The sequence below is a fragment of the Actinoallomurus vinaceus genome, from assembly GCF_039542055.1.
In the GTDB taxonomy this organism is placed as follows: Bacteria; Actinomycetota; Actinomycetes; order Streptosporangiales; family Streptosporangiaceae; genus Actinoallomurus; species Actinoallomurus vinaceus.
The window spans coordinates 54,246-68,787 of the sequence record NZ_BAABHK010000032.1 but is presented as its reverse complement, the minus strand read 5'-3'; the positions used below and the strand labels follow the sequence as shown (position 1 = coordinate 68,787).

Annotated in this window: 16 protein-coding genes; 9 read left to right on the top strand and 7 right to left on the bottom strand. The window is 69.0% G+C overall.

The features are described 5' to 3' along the window. Positions 1–6 precede the first annotated feature (6 nt). Together yidC and ABEA24_RS52130 are read left to right on the top strand one after the other, a co-directional pair. On the top strand, positions 7–1,041 hold the full coding sequence (yidC, locus tag ABEA24_RS52135) for a membrane protein insertase YidC (RefSeq protein WP_345444159.1): 1,035 nt from the start codon (positions 7–9) through the stop codon (positions 1,039–1,041). Between the two features lie 43 nt (positions 1,042–1,084). Beyond that, positions 1,085–1,585, top strand: a complete 501-nt coding sequence (locus ABEA24_RS52130) for a Jag family protein (protein WP_345444156.1) — start codon at positions 1,085–1,087, stop codon at positions 1,583–1,585. A 157-nt stretch (positions 1,586–1,742) separates the two neighbouring features. Here the strand turns inward: ABEA24_RS52130 and ABEA24_RS52125 are convergent, their stop codons facing one another. Further along, positions 1,743–2,063, bottom strand: coding sequence for a DUF6458 family protein (locus tag ABEA24_RS52125; protein ID WP_345444155.1), 321 nt, complete (start codon positions 2,061–2,063; stop codon positions 1,743–1,745). A 633-nt stretch (positions 2,064–2,696) separates the two neighbouring features. Here ABEA24_RS52125 and rsmG point away from each other — a divergent pair. The 3 genes from rsmG to ABEA24_RS52110 all read left to right on the top strand — a co-directional run bounded on the left by rsmG (position 2,697) and on the right by ABEA24_RS52110 (position 5,736). Further along, on the top strand, positions 2,697–3,395 hold the full coding sequence (rsmG, locus tag ABEA24_RS52120) for a 16S rRNA (guanine(527)-N(7))-methyltransferase RsmG (RefSeq protein WP_345444153.1): 699 nt from the start codon (positions 2,697–2,699) through the stop codon (positions 3,393–3,395). A gap of 447 nt (positions 3,396–3,842) precedes the next feature. Then, complete coding sequence (locus ABEA24_RS52115; RefSeq protein WP_345444151.1) at positions 3,843–4,697, top strand: ParA family protein; 855 nt, start codon at positions 3,843–3,845, stop codon at positions 4,695–4,697. Positions 4,698–4,785: 88 nt separating this feature from the next. Next, positions 4,786–5,736 (top strand): ParB/RepB/Spo0J family partition protein, encoded by a 951-nt coding sequence (locus tag ABEA24_RS52110; protein ID WP_345444148.1) that lies wholly within the window; start codon positions 4,786–4,788, stop codon positions 5,734–5,736. On the opposite strand, the gene ABEA24_RS52105 is transcribed toward ABEA24_RS52110, so the two are convergent. Further along, positions 5,733–6,686: an IS481 family transposase gene (locus tag ABEA24_RS52105; RefSeq protein WP_345444145.1), complete on the bottom strand. Its 954-nt coding sequence runs from the start codon at positions 6,684–6,686 to the stop codon at positions 5,733–5,735. The two genes, ABEA24_RS52110 and ABEA24_RS52105, sit on opposite strands and share 4 nt — an antisense overlap. Before the next feature lie 584 nt (positions 6,687–7,270). On the opposite strand from ABEA24_RS52105, the gene ABEA24_RS52100 reads away from it, so the two are divergent. Beyond that, positions 7,271–7,819 (top strand): GNAT family N-acetyltransferase, encoded by a 549-nt coding sequence (locus ABEA24_RS52100; protein WP_425551341.1) that lies wholly within the window; start codon positions 7,271–7,273, stop codon positions 7,817–7,819. 85 nt (positions 7,820–7,904) lie between these two features. Here the strand turns inward: ABEA24_RS52100 and ABEA24_RS52095 are convergent, their stop codons facing one another. Further along, positions 7,905–8,201: a hypothetical protein gene (locus tag ABEA24_RS52095; RefSeq protein ID WP_345444208.1), complete on the bottom strand. Its 297-nt coding sequence runs from the start codon at positions 8,199–8,201 to the stop codon at positions 7,905–7,907. Between ABEA24_RS52095 and ABEA24_RS52090 the strand changes: the two genes are divergently transcribed. Together ABEA24_RS52090 and ABEA24_RS52085 are read left to right on the top strand one after the other, a co-directional pair. Next, on the top strand, positions 8,089–8,685 hold the full coding sequence (locus tag ABEA24_RS52090; RefSeq protein WP_345444206.1) for an MFS transporter: 597 nt from the start codon (positions 8,089–8,091) through the stop codon (positions 8,683–8,685). The two genes, ABEA24_RS52095 and ABEA24_RS52090, sit on opposite strands and share 113 nt — an antisense overlap. Then, positions 8,646–9,266 (top strand): MFS transporter, encoded by a 621-nt coding sequence (locus ABEA24_RS52085; protein ID WP_345444139.1) that lies wholly within the window; start codon positions 8,646–8,648, stop codon positions 9,264–9,266. The genes ABEA24_RS52090 and ABEA24_RS52085 overlap by 40 nt, the downstream gene beginning before the upstream one ends. A gap of 263 nt (positions 9,267–9,529) precedes the next feature. On the opposite strand, the gene trxB is transcribed toward ABEA24_RS52085, so the two are convergent. The 3 genes from trxB to sigM all read right to left on the bottom strand — a co-directional run bounded on the left by trxB (position 9,530) and on the right by sigM (position 12,041). Then, entirely contained in the window at positions 9,530–10,486 is a 957-nt protein-coding gene (gene trxB, locus ABEA24_RS52080) for a thioredoxin-disulfide reductase (RefSeq protein WP_345444136.1), read from the bottom strand. A gap of 173 nt (positions 10,487–10,659) precedes the next feature. Beyond that, a complete protein-coding gene (locus ABEA24_RS52075) occupies positions 10,660–11,424 on the bottom strand; it encodes an anti-sigma factor (protein WP_345444133.1) in 765 nt (254 codons plus the stop codon). Beyond that, positions 11,421–12,041 carry an RNA polymerase sigma factor SigM gene (sigM, locus tag ABEA24_RS52070; RefSeq protein ID WP_345444131.1) on the bottom strand — a complete coding sequence of 207 codons (621 nt, stop codon included), beginning with the start codon at positions 12,039–12,041 and terminating at the stop codon, positions 11,421–11,423. The genes ABEA24_RS52075 and sigM overlap by 4 nt, the downstream gene beginning before the upstream one ends. Positions 12,042–12,381: 340 nt before the next feature. Between sigM and ABEA24_RS52065 the strand changes: the two genes are divergently transcribed. After that, entirely contained in the window at positions 12,382–12,786 is a 405-nt protein-coding gene (locus tag ABEA24_RS52065) for a hypothetical protein (protein WP_345444128.1), read from the top strand. A gap of 104 nt (positions 12,787–12,890) precedes the next feature. On the opposite strand, the gene ABEA24_RS52060 is transcribed toward ABEA24_RS52065, so the two are convergent. Further along, positions 12,891–14,429, bottom strand: coding sequence for a protein kinase family protein (locus ABEA24_RS52060; RefSeq protein WP_345444125.1), 1,539 nt, complete (start codon positions 14,427–14,429; stop codon positions 12,891–12,893). Between the last annotated feature and the right edge of the window lie 113 nt (positions 14,430–14,542).

Here is a 14,542-nt window from a genome sequence, read left to right as displayed (position 1 = left end):
CAGCCGGTGAGTCTCAGCTTCCTCGATCCGCTGTTCGAGGCCGTCGCGTGGGTGATCGTACAGATCCACGCCGGCCTGAGCCTGATCTTCCCGGCGGACAGCGGATGGGCGTGGGGCCTGTCGATCTTCCTGCTGACCGTCCTCATGCGGATCATCCTCTTCCCGCTGTTCGTGAAGCAGATCCACGCGTCCCGCAAGATGCAGGAACTGCAGCCGCAGGTGCAGGCGCTGCGCAAGAAGTACAAGAAGGACAAGCAGCGCCTCAACCAGGAGATGATGAAGCTCTACCAGGAGGCGGGCGCCAACCCCCTGTCCGGGTGCCTTCCGCTGGTGGTGCAGTTCCCCATCTTCATCTCGCTGTACAACGTGCTCCGGGCGATCTCCACGACGCCGAAGGGCCAGTCGAAGTACGGCATCTCCGCGCACCTCATCCAGAGCGCCCAGAACGCCGACATCTTCGGCGCGCACATCCCCTCGACGTTCAAGGACGCCTTCTCCAGCGGGCACGCGGGCGCCATGGTCGTCACCGGCCTCGCCGTCCTGATCAGCTCGACGACGACCTTCTTCACGATGAAGTCGAGCGTCGGCCGGTCCATGCAGACGATGACGGCCGACAACCCGATGATGCAGTCGCAGAAGTTCCTGGTGTACCTGTCGCCGCTGTTCGGCCTCTTCGGTCTCACCCTGCCGCTGGGCGTTCTGATCTACTGGGTCACCACCAACTCGTGGACCCTGGCCCAGTCGCACTACGTGTACAAGAAGTACCCGATGCCCACCGCCGACGCCCAGGGCGACGGCGCCGGCACGGCCAAGACGGGCACCGCGAAGTCCGCGACCGGCGCCAAGGGCAGCACTGTGAAGTCCGCCGCGAAGGCGACCCCCCGGACCGCTCTCACGAAGTCCGCGACGGCGAACGGTTCAGCGGGTAAGGCAAAGAAGAAGGCGGCCGAGGCCGAGGCGGAGGAGCTGGTGGACGACACGCCGCCGAAGGTCGTACGGCAACAGCCGACACGCCAGCCGCGGAGCAAGAGGAAGCGATAGCGTGACTTCCCAGTCCAGCCGCAGTACGCATGAGGAGCCCGGAGTGAGCCAAGCCGAAGCCGAGACCGCGGAGACCGTGAAGGTCGACATCAAGGCGCTCGAGCAGGAAGGCGAGATCGCGGCGGATTACATCGAGGGCCTCCTGGACATCGCCGACCTCGACGGCGACATCGACATGGACGTCGAGGGCGAGCGGGCCCTGGTGTCCGTCGTCGGTGCCACGCTGGACGAGCTCGTCGGCCGCAAGGGCGAGGTGCTGGAAGCGCTCCAGGAGCTCACCCGCCTGGCGGTGCACCGCAAGACGGGCGAGCGGAGCCGGCTCATGCTCGACGTGGGCGGCTTCCGGGAGCGCCGCCGGTCGGAGCTGTCCAAGCTCGGCACGGAGATCGGTGAAGAGGTCAAGCGCACGCGCGAGCCGAAGGCCCTGTCGCCGATGACGCCGTTCGAGCGCAAGGTCGTGCACGACGCGATCGCCGCTATGGGACTGCGCAGCGAGTCGGAGGGCGAAGAGCCCAACCGCTACGTCGTCGTCTACGCGGAGTGAGCCGACCAGGCGCCCGCGCCTGACCCGCCGGCGCGCCTCACGCGCGCCCGCCGAACCATCCGAAGACGTACGGCCCCGCCACTGCTCGGTGGCGGGGCCGTCTCTGTTCGTACGGGTCGGCCGGTCAGCCCACGGTTGGTCGTGTCGGCTTCTCCGCTTACTCCGGCTCGTACCTCGTGACGTTACGGCGGGCCTGAGAAACGGACCGGGGGGCCTGCTCCGCGGGAGGCTCCCGGACGATGACCGTTTGGGGGCGCTCCTCCTCGGTGACGTACATCGGATCGTCCTGGACGATCTGCGCGACCTGCCGGCGGCGGCGCGGACGCGTGTAGGCGAACGTGAACGCCAGCCATGCCGCGCCGACGAACATCAGGATCCATCCGATCATCTGGATGTCGATCCCGCTGACGTGGAAGTTGAAGGCGAAGGCGAGAATCGCTCCCATGGCGATGAACGCCAGGCCCGTTCCGATGCCCATCTGAGACGGCTCCTTCCGGGATGGATCGGCCAGCCGGAGATCTACCCGGCCCACGAGAGATATGCATGGAGCCGCATTTTCCTTGTGGGGAAGCCGAGTCTCCTTGGGGCGAGCCGCCCCGAAACCCTCACGAACCGCCACCAGACCGTACGACCCGGGCGACATCGGCACCGCGCACCTCGTCCGGGTGCGCCTGAGGCTGCGGCTGAGGCACGGGTCCCGGCCGCGCCGGCGCGTCGGCCGAGCCGCGTCGGCCGAGCCGCGTCGATCGAGCCGCGTCGGCCGAGCCGCGTCGATCGAGCCGCGTCGGCCGAGCCGCGTCGGCCGAGCCGCGTCGATCGAGCCGCGTCGATTGGGCCGCGCTGACTGGGCCGCGCTGACCGAGCCCGGCTGGCCGAGCCTGCGCGGGCCCGTGCCGCGTTCGCTGGCCGGGCCGTAAGACGGCGCGCCCAGGGAGGTCGCGACCACGCCCGGCGCGCAGCGGCGTGAGGGGACGCCGATCGGTGCGGAGCGCAGGCGTCGATGTCATGCTCGGAAGGCGGCCCATGCGGGTCGGCGTTTCCCGGACGCCATGCGATGTGGAAGCATTCCAACACTGTGGGGACCCAAACGACGTTTCTGAGCCGCTGAGCCATGCCACTACTTCCTACGCCGTCGATCGCCCGCGAGATCTTCGCCGACGCCCTGCCTTCCGCTGAGAGATACGCCGAGTTCCTCGCCGGCCCCGGGGTCGAACGCGGCCTCATCGGACCGCGCGAGGTCGAGCGACTGTGGGAGCGCCACCTGCTGAACTGCGCCGTGATGGCGGAAGTGATCCCGGCAGAGGCGTCCGTCGTCGACATCGGCTCGGGCGCCGGGCTGCCCGGGCTGGTGCTGGCGATCGCCCGTCCGGACCTGTCCGTGACGCTTCTCGAGCCACTCCTTCGCCGCACGGTCTTCCTCCAGGAGTGCGTCGATGTTCTCGGGCTGTCGAACGTCGAGGTTCGGCGGGGTCGTGCGGAGGAGGTCATCGGCGACTTCGCCGCCGATGTCGTCACCGCCCGCGCGGTCGCGCCGCTCGAGCGCTTGGCGAGGTGGGCGCTGCCGCTGCTGCGGCCGGGCGGCGAGCTCCTGGCGTTGAAGGGGGAGCGCGCGGCGGCCGAGCTCGAGGAGGCGGACACCGTTCTGAAGGAATTCGGTGTTCGCGCCGCAGAAGTGCTCCAGGTGGGTCACGGTAAAGTCGAGCCTCCGGCGACGATCGTCCGTGTCGTCGCCGGCAAGGCTCCGCGACCTTCGGGGAAACGGACGAACTCTCGTCGCGGCGGGCGCCGGCGCGGTGAACGGAAGAGGTGACGGGCCTTGACGACAGCAGAGGGCTTGGGATGGCCGGACCGCACCGCGGGAGCGTCACGGCGAGACGCGTCCGGCCTCGGTTGGCCGACCGCGCCGGCGGCCGCGCCTCCGCTGGCGGCCGCGCGCCCTGACACGACGCCGCCGGGCGCGGTCGCGCCTCCGGTCGCGGCTCCCCCAACGGCGCATGCCTCGACACCGATGACATCATCGGCCGCGCCGGCCGCGCCAGCCACGTCGGCCGCACCTGCCGCGGAGGCATCGGCCCGGCCTGCGGCCCCGTCGGCCGCCGCATCTGACGAAGAACCGGCGAGAGATCTCGCCGCGAAGGTCCCGCCCGCTGTCGATCCTGTCAATGAGACGTCGCAACGTGACCCGGTCCATGGGGAGTCGAAGTTGGTAAGTGAGGCGCTCAAGTCGGCCGATGTTTCACGTGAAACAGCGCAGCCGATGGTGCGAGCCACGGCGGCCGCGTTCAAGGCGGTTGCGAAGCAGGATGAGAAGGAGTGGCCGAGGCCGCCTCAGTGCCGCATCATCACGATCGCCAACCAGAAGGGCGGCGTCGGCAAGACGACGAGCGCCGTGAACCTGGCGGCGGCGTTGGCGATGCATGGTTCCCGAGTACTCGTGGTCGACCTGGACCCCCAGGGGAACGCCTCCACCGCGTTGGGCGTGGAGCATCACGCCGACATCCCGTCCGTCTATCACGTGATCCTCGAAGGCGCGCCGTTCGATGAGATCGTCGTGCCGGCCGAAGGCCTACCGAACGCCTACTGCGCTCCAGCGACCCTTCACCTCGCCGGAGCGGAGGTTGACCTCGTGCCGATGGTCGCGCGGGAGGGGCGTCTGCGGCGGGCGCTGGAGGCGTACGACACCGAGAAGTTCGACTACGTACTCATCGACTGCCCGCCCTCGCTGGGCCTGCTCACGGTCAACGCCCTGACGGGTGCGAACGAGCTGCTGATCCCGATCCAGACGGAGTACTACGCCCTGGAGGGCCTCACCCAGCTCCTCCACACGGTCGATCTCGTCCGGCAGCACCTCAACCCGAACCTCGCCGTCTCGACCATCCTGCTCACCATGTACGACGCGCGGACCCGTCTGGCCGCTCAGGTCGCGGACGAGGTGCGGAGCCACTTCGGCGATCTGGTGCTGAGCACGGTGATCCCCCGGAGCGTCCGGGTCTCCGAGGCGCCGAGCTACGGCGAGTCGGTGCTGACCTACGACCCGAGCTCCAGCGGGGCGCTCGCCTACACGGAGGCCGCCCGCGAGATGGCCTACCGGGGAGCGGAGGGCGACGCATGACCGGATCGTTCGGGCCGAGGCGTGCGATGCGCGCCTCGGCCGGCTCAGCCGACGGCGCAGAAGGACGTATCGCTAGGGAAGGTCGCAAGTGAGCCAGCAACGACGAGGTCTGGGTAAGGGCCTGGGTGCGTTGATCCCGACGGCGCCCGTGCAGCCGGCGTCGTCGCCGACCGGAGACTCCGCGCCGGCGTCGGCCGACGGTGTGCAGCAGCCGCAGGTGGTGGCCGGGGCGCACTTCGCCGAGGTGCCCGTCGCGGAGATCACTCCCAACGCGCGGCAACCGCGGCAGACGTTCGACGAGGAGGCGCTGGAGGAGCTGGCCGCGTCGATCAGGATCGTCGGGCTGCTCCAGCCGATCGTCGTTCGCGAGATCGGGCCGGACGGCTACGAGCTCATCATGGGAGAGCGGCGGCTGCGCGCTTCCAAGCTGGCCGGTCTGAAGAAGGTCCCGGCGATCGTCCGGGATACGGGCGACGACGAGATGCTGCGCGACGCCCTCATGGAGAACCTCCACCGGCAGCAGCTCAACGCGCTGGAGGAGGCCGCCGCGTACCAGCAGCTGCTCGATGATTTCGGCGCGACGCACGAGGAGCTCGCCACCCGCATCGGCCGCTCCCGTCCGCACATCACCAACACCCTGCGGCTGCTGAACCTCCCGCCGGCCGTGCAGCGGCGCGTCGCCGCAGGAGTGCTGAGCGCCGGTCACGCCCGCGCGCTGCTCGGGCTGGAGAGCACCGAGCGCCAGGAGCATCTCGCCAAGCGGATCGTCGAGGAGGGCCTCTCGGTCCGTGCCGTCGAAGAGATCATCGCGCTCGGCGAAGGCGGAGAGACCAAGAAGGCGTCCCGGCGTAAGGCGCCCGGCAAGCCGGAGAACCCACGCATCAGAGAGCTCGCCTCGGAGCTGTCAGAGCTCTACGAGACGAAGGTGAGCGTGGATCTCGGGCAGCGCAAGGGAAAGATCGTGGTCGAGTTCGCCACGCTCGAGGACCTTGAGCGGATCGTCGACGCGATGACGCCGGACGGCCGCCCCGGCGCCTAGGTGTTCTGTCTCGTGAGGTTGGGGACGCGGCTGGCGGGTGGCTGGCCGCCCAGCGCGGTGTGTCCGCGGTGGTGATTGTAGGTGTGGAGCCAGTCGGGGAAGGCGTTGCGTCGTTCGGTTTCTGATCGGTAGGGGCGGGCGTAGGCCCATTCCTCTAGCAGGGTGCGGTTGAAACGTTCGACTTTGCCGTTGGTTTGGGGCCGGTAGGGGCGGGTGCGTTTGTGGGTGATGCCGGCTGTGGCGAGGGTGTCGCGCCAGGGGTGGGACTTGTAGCAGGAGCCGTTGTCGGTCAGTACCCGGGTGACGGTGATGCCGCAGGAGGTGAAGAACGCCTGGGCGCGGGTCCAGAACGCGGCGGCGGTGTGCTTGCGTTCGTCGGGGAGGATCTCGCTGTAGGCCAGGCGGGAGTGGTCATCGACGGCGGTGTGGATGTAGCTGTATCCGGCGCCGGAGCGGGTTTTGCGGCCGGCTGGGCGGCCCAGGGCCTTGTGTCCGCCGCCGTCGGGGATGTTCCCCAGCTTCTTGATGTCCACATGCACCAGATCACCCGGCCTGGCGCGCTCATAGCGGCGGATCACCCGCCCGGTCGCCCGATCCATCCAGGCCAGCCGGTTGAGCCGGTAGCGGGCCAGGACCCGGTGCACCGTGGCCGGGTTCAACCGCAGCAGGCCGGCGATCCGGGCCGGGCCCCAGCATCGCAGGACCCTGACCTTGATGATGCGCCGTTCGGTGCGGGTCGGGGTGCGCCGGGGACTGGTGTGCGGGCGGCTGGAACGGTCCGCCATACCGGCAGCTCCGCAGGCGCGGTAGCGGCCTGCCCACCGTTGGGCGGTGGTGACCGAGACCTGGAAACGTTCAGCGGCCCGCCGCAGCGGCCAGCCGTCCTCCACGACACAGCGGGCCAGGCGAAGACGCCCGGTCTCGGTCAGGGGTGCGTTACGGTGCGGCATGAGGGCCTTTCTGGTCGCCGGTGCAGATCTCGCAATCCACACCGAGCCAGAAGGCCCTCACCTATTTCAAGATCATCCACCCGTGTCGCCGTCACCAACCTCCGTGGTCAGTACACCTAGGGCCTGCCTCGAAGCCCCGCTGTCCTACTGCGCGGCGTCCAGGCGGCGCCTCGCCGCGTTGTCGCCCCCACCCCACGAAAACGCGCAGAGACGGCTTCGCCGACCTCCGCGTTTCCGCGGGGACCCCGGGAGGAGTCGCCAGCCAACACCGGGCTGACTCCCTCCTCCGCCTTGCGAGGCACCACCTGGACGCCGCTCGCTACGGACGGGGACTTCGAGGCAGGCCCTAGGCTGTCCGGTGGACACCCGCTAGCTCGGATCGGGCGGATGGTTTCACGTGAAACAGCGGCCATCCGCCGTCGAGTCACAGTTCAAGTGGAAGCTCTAAGCTCCTCCTGGAGCGGGAATAGGTTCCTGAGAATGAAGGCGCTCCGCCCAAGAAGGGGGCCTGGCCGGTGTCGCGTCGTCTGGTGAATATCACGCTCGACAATCTTGAGGACCTGCCATCGCGGTGTCGCAGGTGCGTGTTCTGGGAGCTCGATCCGGTCAGCAAGCAGCGGGCCGAGGACTGTGGCGATCCAGAGTTGGAGAAGGAGGCCTGGATCTCCGCCACGCTCCTCGAGTGGGGCAGCTGCGGCAAGATCGTGTACGTCGACGGGGTGCCCGCGGGGTACGTCCTGTTCGCACCGCCGCTCTACGTCCCGCGCTCCGTGGCGTTTCCAACGAGCCCGGCGAGCGCCGACGCCGCGCTGCTGATGACCGCGCACATCCTTCCGGAGTTCCAGGGCGGCGGTCTCGGCCGGATGCTCGTCCAGGGGGTGGCGAAGGACCTCACCCGCCGGGGCATCCGCGCGATCGAGGCCTTCGGCGATCTCAAGTGGGAGAAGCCGTCCTGCGTCCTCCCCGCCGAGTACATGCTCGCGGTCGGCTTCAAGACGGTGCGGCCGCACCACCGGTTCCCGCGCCTACGGCTGGAGCTGAAGTCCGCCATCTCCTGGCGTGAGGACGTCGAGGTCGCCTTGGAACGCCTCCTGGGCTCCATGTCCCCGGAGGGCGCCCTCCGGCCCGTCTGAGAGCCTCTCCGCGCCTCGGTTCAGGCTCGACGCGCCGGCGGGCGGCCTCTGTCGTAGGTTGCGTCCGGCGAGCGAGGATCCGACATCACCCATTGGCGGCCACGGTGACGTCGCCAACCCGCCAGCCTCCGGCCGGTGGCGTCTGTTGAGTGGGATGAGTATCCACCCACCACAGGACGGGATCGATGTCCACACTCACCACGTCGGTCGACCGCTCGGCCACGTCGAGCCGATCGGCACTCACCAACTGGCTCGCGGTGCTGTCGGTGATGATGGGGATCTTCGCGATCGTCACCACCGAGATTCTGCCGATCGGGCTGCTGACATCCATCGGTTCCAGCTTCACCATCTCCGACGGCACAGCCGGGCTGATGATGACCATGCCCGGATACCTAGCGGCGGTCTCGGCTCCCGCGGTCACCGTCGCGACCGCCCGAATCGACCGGCGGCTGATGCTGTGCGCGTTGATGTTCCTGCTGGCGCTGGCGAACTTCATCGCCTCGGCCGCCCCGGCGTACTGGGCGATGCTCGTCTCACGCATTCTCGTGGGGATCGTCATCGGCGGCTTCTGGTCGATCGGCGCGGGACTGGCCGACCGCCTGGTCCCCGCACACTCCACGCGCCGGGCGACGGCGGTCATCTTCTCGGCCGTTCCGCTGGGATCGGTCCTTGGCGTGCCGTTGGGGACGTTGATCGGGAACGTGGAAGGGTGGCGGGGCGGCTTCGTGGCGCTGGGACTGCTGTCGGTGGCCGTGCTCATCGCGCTCGCCGTGCTGGTGCACGGCTGCCCGCTCAGCAGGTCACCCGGCTCACCGTGCTACGCCGCATGGTCGGCAACGTCGACACCAGGTTCGCGCTGTCGCTGACTGTTCTGATCGTCCTTGCCCATTTCGGCACCTACACCTACGTGACACCGTTTCTGGAGCGGGTCACGCATGTGTCCTCAGGCCTGATCACGGTATTCCTGCTGGCTTACGGCGCCGCGGGAATCGTCGGCAACTTCCTGGCGGGCACGGCCGCCGCTCGCCATCCGCACGCCACCTTCGGCATCGCCGCGAGCCTGATCGCCGCAGCCACGCTGGCGCTTCCCATCCTGGGCCGGTGGTATCCGGGTGCCCTCGCATTGCTGATCGTGTGGGGCGTCGGCTACGGCGCTCTTCCCGTCTGTTCGCAGACCTGGTTCATCAAGTCGGCACCGCATACGCCAGAAGCCGCCTCGGTCCTGTTCACCGCGTCGTTCCAGGCGACGTTGTCGACCGGCGCTCTGGTCGGCGGGATCATCGTGGACCGCACATCCCTGCCGACGGCGATGATGCTCGGCGGGGCCACCGCCGTGATCATGGTCGTGACCGCGGTGGTTCACTCCACCCGCCCCGGCCGCCCTGCGAACCGCCGAGTCGCGTCTGCGCAAGGCGACACACCGGTCGAATCGCGAATTCGTCGGTGAGGGGCGCGCGTCGGAGGGTGCCCTGAGAGGCGTGGAGTGACCAACGGCCATTCTGTGGCCTGAGAGGCTCCTGAAGCCATGAGACCCCCGGATTGAACCGATCACACCGGGACACCAGAGTTCGCCAAGCATGGCGGCTCTGACGAGTTTCCGCAGGACAGAGGCGTGAAATGGCGACGGCCCCGCGTGAGAACGCGGGGCCGTCGCATACCAGCCGCGGGAGGCTGGGAAGAAAGTCCGAATCGAGCGGTCTGTGGAGCGAATCAGACCTGCTGTCGCGTCAGCTCGGCGATGCCCTCCTCCTGGAGCCAGCGCTCGGCGTCGATGGCCGCCGCCGCGCCCGTACCGGCCGCGGTGATCGCCTGGCGGTAGCGGTGGTCGACCACGTCGCCCGCGCCGAAGACGCCAGGGATGTTGGTGTGGGTCGTCGGCGCCTCGACGCTGAGGTAGCCCTCCTCGTCCAGGTCCAGTTGGTCGGCGAACAGCTCCGTACGCGGATCGTGCCCGATCGCGATGAACAGGCCGGAGAGCTCCAGCGTGCGCTGCTCGCCGGTGTTGACGTCGCGGAGGACGACACCGGTCAGCTTGTCGCCACCGACGATCTCGGCGACCTCGCTGTTCCACTCGAAGCGGATCTTCTCGTTGCCGAACGCCCGATCCTGCATGATCTTGCTGGCCCGCAGCGTGTCCCGCCGGTGGATGACGGTGACCGACCGCGCGAACCGCGTCAGGAAGATCGCCTCTTCCATCGCCGAGTCGCCACCGCCGACCACCGCGATGTCCTTGTCGCGGAAGAAGAACCCGTCACAGGTGGCGCACCAGGAGACGCCGCGACCGGACAGCTGCTTCTCGTTCGGCAGCCCGAGCTCGCGGTACTTCGACCCGGTGGCGACCACGACCGTCTTGGCGAGGTAGGTGTCGTCGCCGACCTTCACGACCTTCGGCGACGCCGCCAGGTCGACCTCGGTCACGTCGTCGGTCACCAGCTCGGCGCCGAATCGCTCGGCCTGCTTGCGCAGGTTGTCCATCAGGTCGGGGCCCATGATGCCGTCGGGCCAGCCCGGGAAGTTCTCCACGTCGGTGGTGTTCATCAGAGCGCCACCGGCGGTCACCGAACCCTCGAACACCAGCGGCCGCAGGTCCCCGCGGGCGGCGTAGATCGCTGCCGAGTACCCCGCCGGCCCCGAACCGATGATGATCACGTTCCGGACGTCGCTCACCACAGTGCCTCTCTCTGATCGCGTCCGCGAAGCCGAACCCGGTCCCTGTCGACCGGTCACCTTCGCTCGCAGTGACGTTAAACCGATCCTAGGGCGCGGGGATTCCCGCGTACGTCATCCGCACGCGTACGGCCGTCCCGCTGCGCGCGGGACGGCCGTACGCCACTCGATGATCAGCGGGCGATCTGGCGATGGACGATCAGATCGGTGTCGCCGGCCGAACACTTCGCTCCGACGACCCAGACGTCGGCATGCCCGGCGTCGGTCCCCGGCAGGGCGATGACCGTCGCCGGCCGACCGTCGTACGTGGCCGAGTCGACCAGCAGCGGGGCCTTCCCGCCACTGACCCGGCCGACACAGGCCGTGAGCGCGCCGTCGGTCGCCGCGTTCAGCGCGGGGCGTCCGGCGGCCGACACCGAGGACAGCGCCGAGGCGAGCTGGGACTCCAGACTCGCCGACGTGTACCGCGTCCCACTCCGAAGAGCGGTGTACGGAACGGTCCGCTCCGCACGCGGCCGGGGCTGGGTGCCTTCCGTGTGAGGGCGAGAGGGCTCCTCCACTGGACGCTGGGAGACCGTCGCGCTGTCGGAGTCTCCGTCCTCCAGTACAGTGCGGGCGACGACGGCCCCGCCGCCGACGACCACCACTGCGGCCGCCGCCGCGGCGAGAAACTGAAATCGCCGAGCGTGCCGATGCCCCGGCACATGCGAGGCCGCTTCAGCGGCGATCGCCGCGTCGAGGCGCTCGACAAGGTGAGCGGGCATCGGCGGAGTCGGTGCCTCCGCGAGAACGCGGGACACCTCCGCGACCTCGGTGGCCCGATCACGACATTCGGCGCACTGGGTCAGGTGTTCTTCTGCGGATGTGGCCGTGGCATCGTCGAGAATCCCCTCGGCGAGGTCGGCCAGCGCATCATAGTCAAGGTGTGCGGCAGTCACGCGGATGTGCCACCTCCTTCCTCCGCAGATTCGACGCCCGAGCCCCGTCCTTGGTTCCGTAGGTGCCCGAGAAGCGGTGCGAGCCGGGCCCGGCCGCGGGCGCACCGGCTCTTGATCGTGCCCGGCGGGACCTCCAGGACCTTGGCGGCCTCGTCGACGGCGTACCCCATCATGTCGACCAGTACGAGCGCGGCCCGCTGTTCGAAGGGTATGCGCTGCAGCGCCTCACTCACGTCGAGGGACAACTCGTGCGCGGCGGTCGGATCGGAGTTCTTCGGCGCGACCGAGTCGAGGGTGGCGTCGTCGCCCATCGGCACGACCGGCCGGATCGAGCGGCGCCGCACCCGGTCCAGGCAGGCGTTGACGACGATGCGGTGGAGCCACGTCGTGACGGCCGCGTCACCGCGGAACCGGCCCGCCGCCCGGTACGCCGACAGGAAGGCGTCCTGCAGGGCGTCAGCGGCCTCCTCATGATCGCCGAGCGTGCGCAGGGCGACGGCCCACATGCGATCACGGTGCCTCTGCACCAGCTCCGCGAACGCGTACGGATCCCCGTTCGCGTGCCGCGACAGCAGCTCCTTGTCCGGGACCGCCTCGACCGAACGTCCCCCGCGCATGACCGCCATATTCGTCAGCCCGCTCCGTAACCGGCGACCCCGCCGATGGTGTATCGCCCTCGCCCAGCGTGCCCCCCGAAGACCCCCACCCGTCCCCGTCGTGTCGCACCGCCGTGCTCGCACGACCGGTGAGCACAAGCGTGCACGGAATGGGAGGACCTCAACACGCTCATGATGGTAGCCGTCCCCGTACGCTCCCGTCCGCCGTGACCGGATCATGCCGATCCGCACGCATCCGCAGGTCCCAGGAGCGGGCATTGACAGATTCTTTACTCACAGGAAACATGCGTGTCCGGCTGGGTGGCCGGCTCAGCCCGTCTAGGGGGCAAGGGGGCAACTCATGCGGATTGCGCGTGCGGCGACGACCATCGGTGCGGCTGCGTGCCTTTCCTTCACCATCGGCGCGACGCCGAGCTTCGCCGATGCGACCAGCGCCGCCAAGCCGCATGCGGCCGTGAGCAAGAGCGCGAGCGCTCAGGCCGTCAAGTGCCACGTCTACACGGACAAGAAGCGCGGTTACAAGTACACGGTTCGCACGAAGCCTCGGACCAGTGCCAAGGCCATCGTCGTCTACAAGGGGAAGAAGCTCCTCGGCTGGAAGACCGGATACAAGTGCCCGCAGGTCACCGGCGGTTCGTACCGCTGCGCAGTTGGTGAGCCCAAGGACAACCAGTGGCTCATCGTGAACTACAAGGGCCGCAAGGGCTACGTCGCGGATCGCTGCTCAGGAGGAATCGGCGCCTAGCCCCAGCTCGAACGGGTGAGTCGGCGGTCCGCGGAAACGCGGACCGCCGATTGCATGACCGTATCTCCAGCGGACGGACGCTCAGCTGAGCGGAATAGGGTAGCTCACTCGGAGCCGTAGACTTTGACGTCCTTCACGTGGATCTGAAAGCTGCCGATTTTAGGTAGCTTCGTGAACCAGAGAGTGACGTAGCGGCCCTGGACGTGCTCCCCGTCGAGGTCGAACTTGCCGACCGCGTTCCCCGTGCTCGTCTTCTTATCGGATTGGGTGCCCGTGTCACCGACGTGGAGCTGCACGCTTCCAGGTGTGCCGTCGGGCATGGTCACAGTGACCTTGTCGATGGTCACCTTGTTCTTCATGACGAGGACCAGCCCGACCCCCGACCGGAGATTTCCGAAGTGGTCATCGGCGTACCACGATGTCGTCCAGTAGCTCGACATGCTGCCGTCGACGGCCTTGCCGGTGCCGCGAGTGGCATGGTCATCGGCGCTGATGGCGTGAGTATCGGAGACGGCGAGTTCCTTGGCTGCGGTCTTGCTGGGCTGGGTGGGCTTCGTCGGGACGCGGGCCTTGTTGCTCTTGGCGCCGCTGTCGCCGGTCATCTGGGTCAGGCCCCAGCCGCCGATGGCGACGACGACGAGCACGATCGCGGCGATCGCGGCCATGAGGGGCTTGTTGACCGAGCCCTGGCCGCCGGTGGCGCGGTGACCGCCGGTCGTGTGCTGGGGCGGCTGTGGGGGGCGCATGCGGGCGCTGTCCGGCACCGTCTGCACCGGGGGGATCGGCTGGGGCGCCGCGGCGGACATGGAGGCCGTACGGTCCGGGGTGCCGTCGGGTCGGGGGACGACCGACGGCGGGGTCGAGCCGACGAGTGGCACGAACGGCAGCGGTGACCGCGGGACCTTGGCGAGGGCGTCGGCGAAGGCCGCAGGGGAGTCGAACCTCTCGGGGGCGCCGTGGACGGGGAGGCCCAGCGACCGGGAGACGATCGCGTCGAGGTTGTGCGGGATGCCGGCGCGGACCTGGGCGGGTGTGAGCGGGCGTCCGTCGGCTCCGGTGGGCGCGGGCGGCAGGACGGTGCCTTCTCCGCCCGGCCAGTGGCCGGTGAGTGCGGCGTAGAGCATGTTGCCGAGCCCCTGGACGTCGTCCAGTGCCGGAGTGTCGGAGTGCGCGCCGGACAGGACGGCCTCGACGCCGAGACCCGTGATCTTGACGGTGCCGCCGCTGGTCCAGACGAGGTTGTGCGGGGTCACGCAGAGGTGGGCCAGGCCGGCGGAGTGCGCGGAGGTCAGCGCCTCGGCCGCCTCGAGCAGGAAGGCCGCGGCACGGTCGGCCGCCATCGGCCCCTGGGCGAGGAGATCCTCGAGGGTCTCCCCGGTGACCCACTCGCTGACGACGTAGGCGCGTTCGCCGCTGTCGTCGGCGTCGAAGACCTGGGTGAGGCGCGGGTCGGTGAGCCGGCTCGCGGCGCGGGCCGCGGTCACCACGTCGTTCACGCGGGGGAAGCCCGGGGCGAACGTGAGCACGGCGACGGAACGGGCGAGGATCTCGTCCGTTGCCTTCCAGAATGTGGAACCGCCCGCTTCGCTGACGCGGTCGTCCAGGCGGTATCGACCGGCGAGGCGGGTTCCAGGTTCGATCACGGACGTGCTCAACGTGGCGTCCGGCGTTGGTGGTCGCATCCCATTTTCAGTGCCGTGGCTCCCTTACGCCTTCGACCCTCCCTCACTCCCGTGGAGGCAGAGGAAGACCTCAT

What these genes read in the sequence shown, in the direction of transcription:
- ABEA24_RS52085 (WP_345444139.1), top strand. Translation starts at nt 8,646, where the DNA reads ATGGTCGGCAACGTCGACACCAGGTTCGCGCTGTCGCTGACTGTTCTG.
- rsmG (WP_345444153.1), top strand. Translation starts at nt 2,697, where the DNA reads ATGCCACTACTTCCTACGCCGTCGATCGCCCGCGAGATCTTCGCCGAC.
- ABEA24_RS52095 (WP_345444208.1), bottom strand. Translation starts at nt 8,201, where the DNA reads ATGGTCATCATCAGCCCGGCTGTGCCGTCGGAGATGGTGAAGCTGGAA.
- ABEA24_RS52125 (WP_345444155.1), bottom strand. Translation starts at nt 2,063, where the DNA reads ATGGGCATCGGAACGGGCCTGGCGTTCATCGCCATGGGAGCGATTCTC.
- ABEA24_RS52105 (WP_345444145.1), bottom strand. Translation starts at nt 6,686, where the DNA reads ATGCCGCACCGTAACGCACCCCTGACCGAGACCGGGCGTCTTCGCCTG.
- sigM (WP_345444131.1), bottom strand. Translation starts at nt 12,041, where the DNA reads ATGCGCGGGGGACGTTCGGTCGAGGCGGTCCCGGACAAGGAGCTGCTG.
- ABEA24_RS52115 (WP_345444151.1), top strand. Translation starts at nt 3,843, where the DNA reads ATGGTGCGAGCCACGGCGGCCGCGTTCAAGGCGGTTGCGAAGCAGGAT.
- ABEA24_RS52090 (WP_345444206.1), top strand. Translation starts at nt 8,089, where the DNA reads ATGATGGGGATCTTCGCGATCGTCACCACCGAGATTCTGCCGATCGGG.
- ABEA24_RS52065 (WP_345444128.1), top strand. Translation starts at nt 12,382, where the DNA reads ATGCGGATTGCGCGTGCGGCGACGACCATCGGTGCGGCTGCGTGCCTT.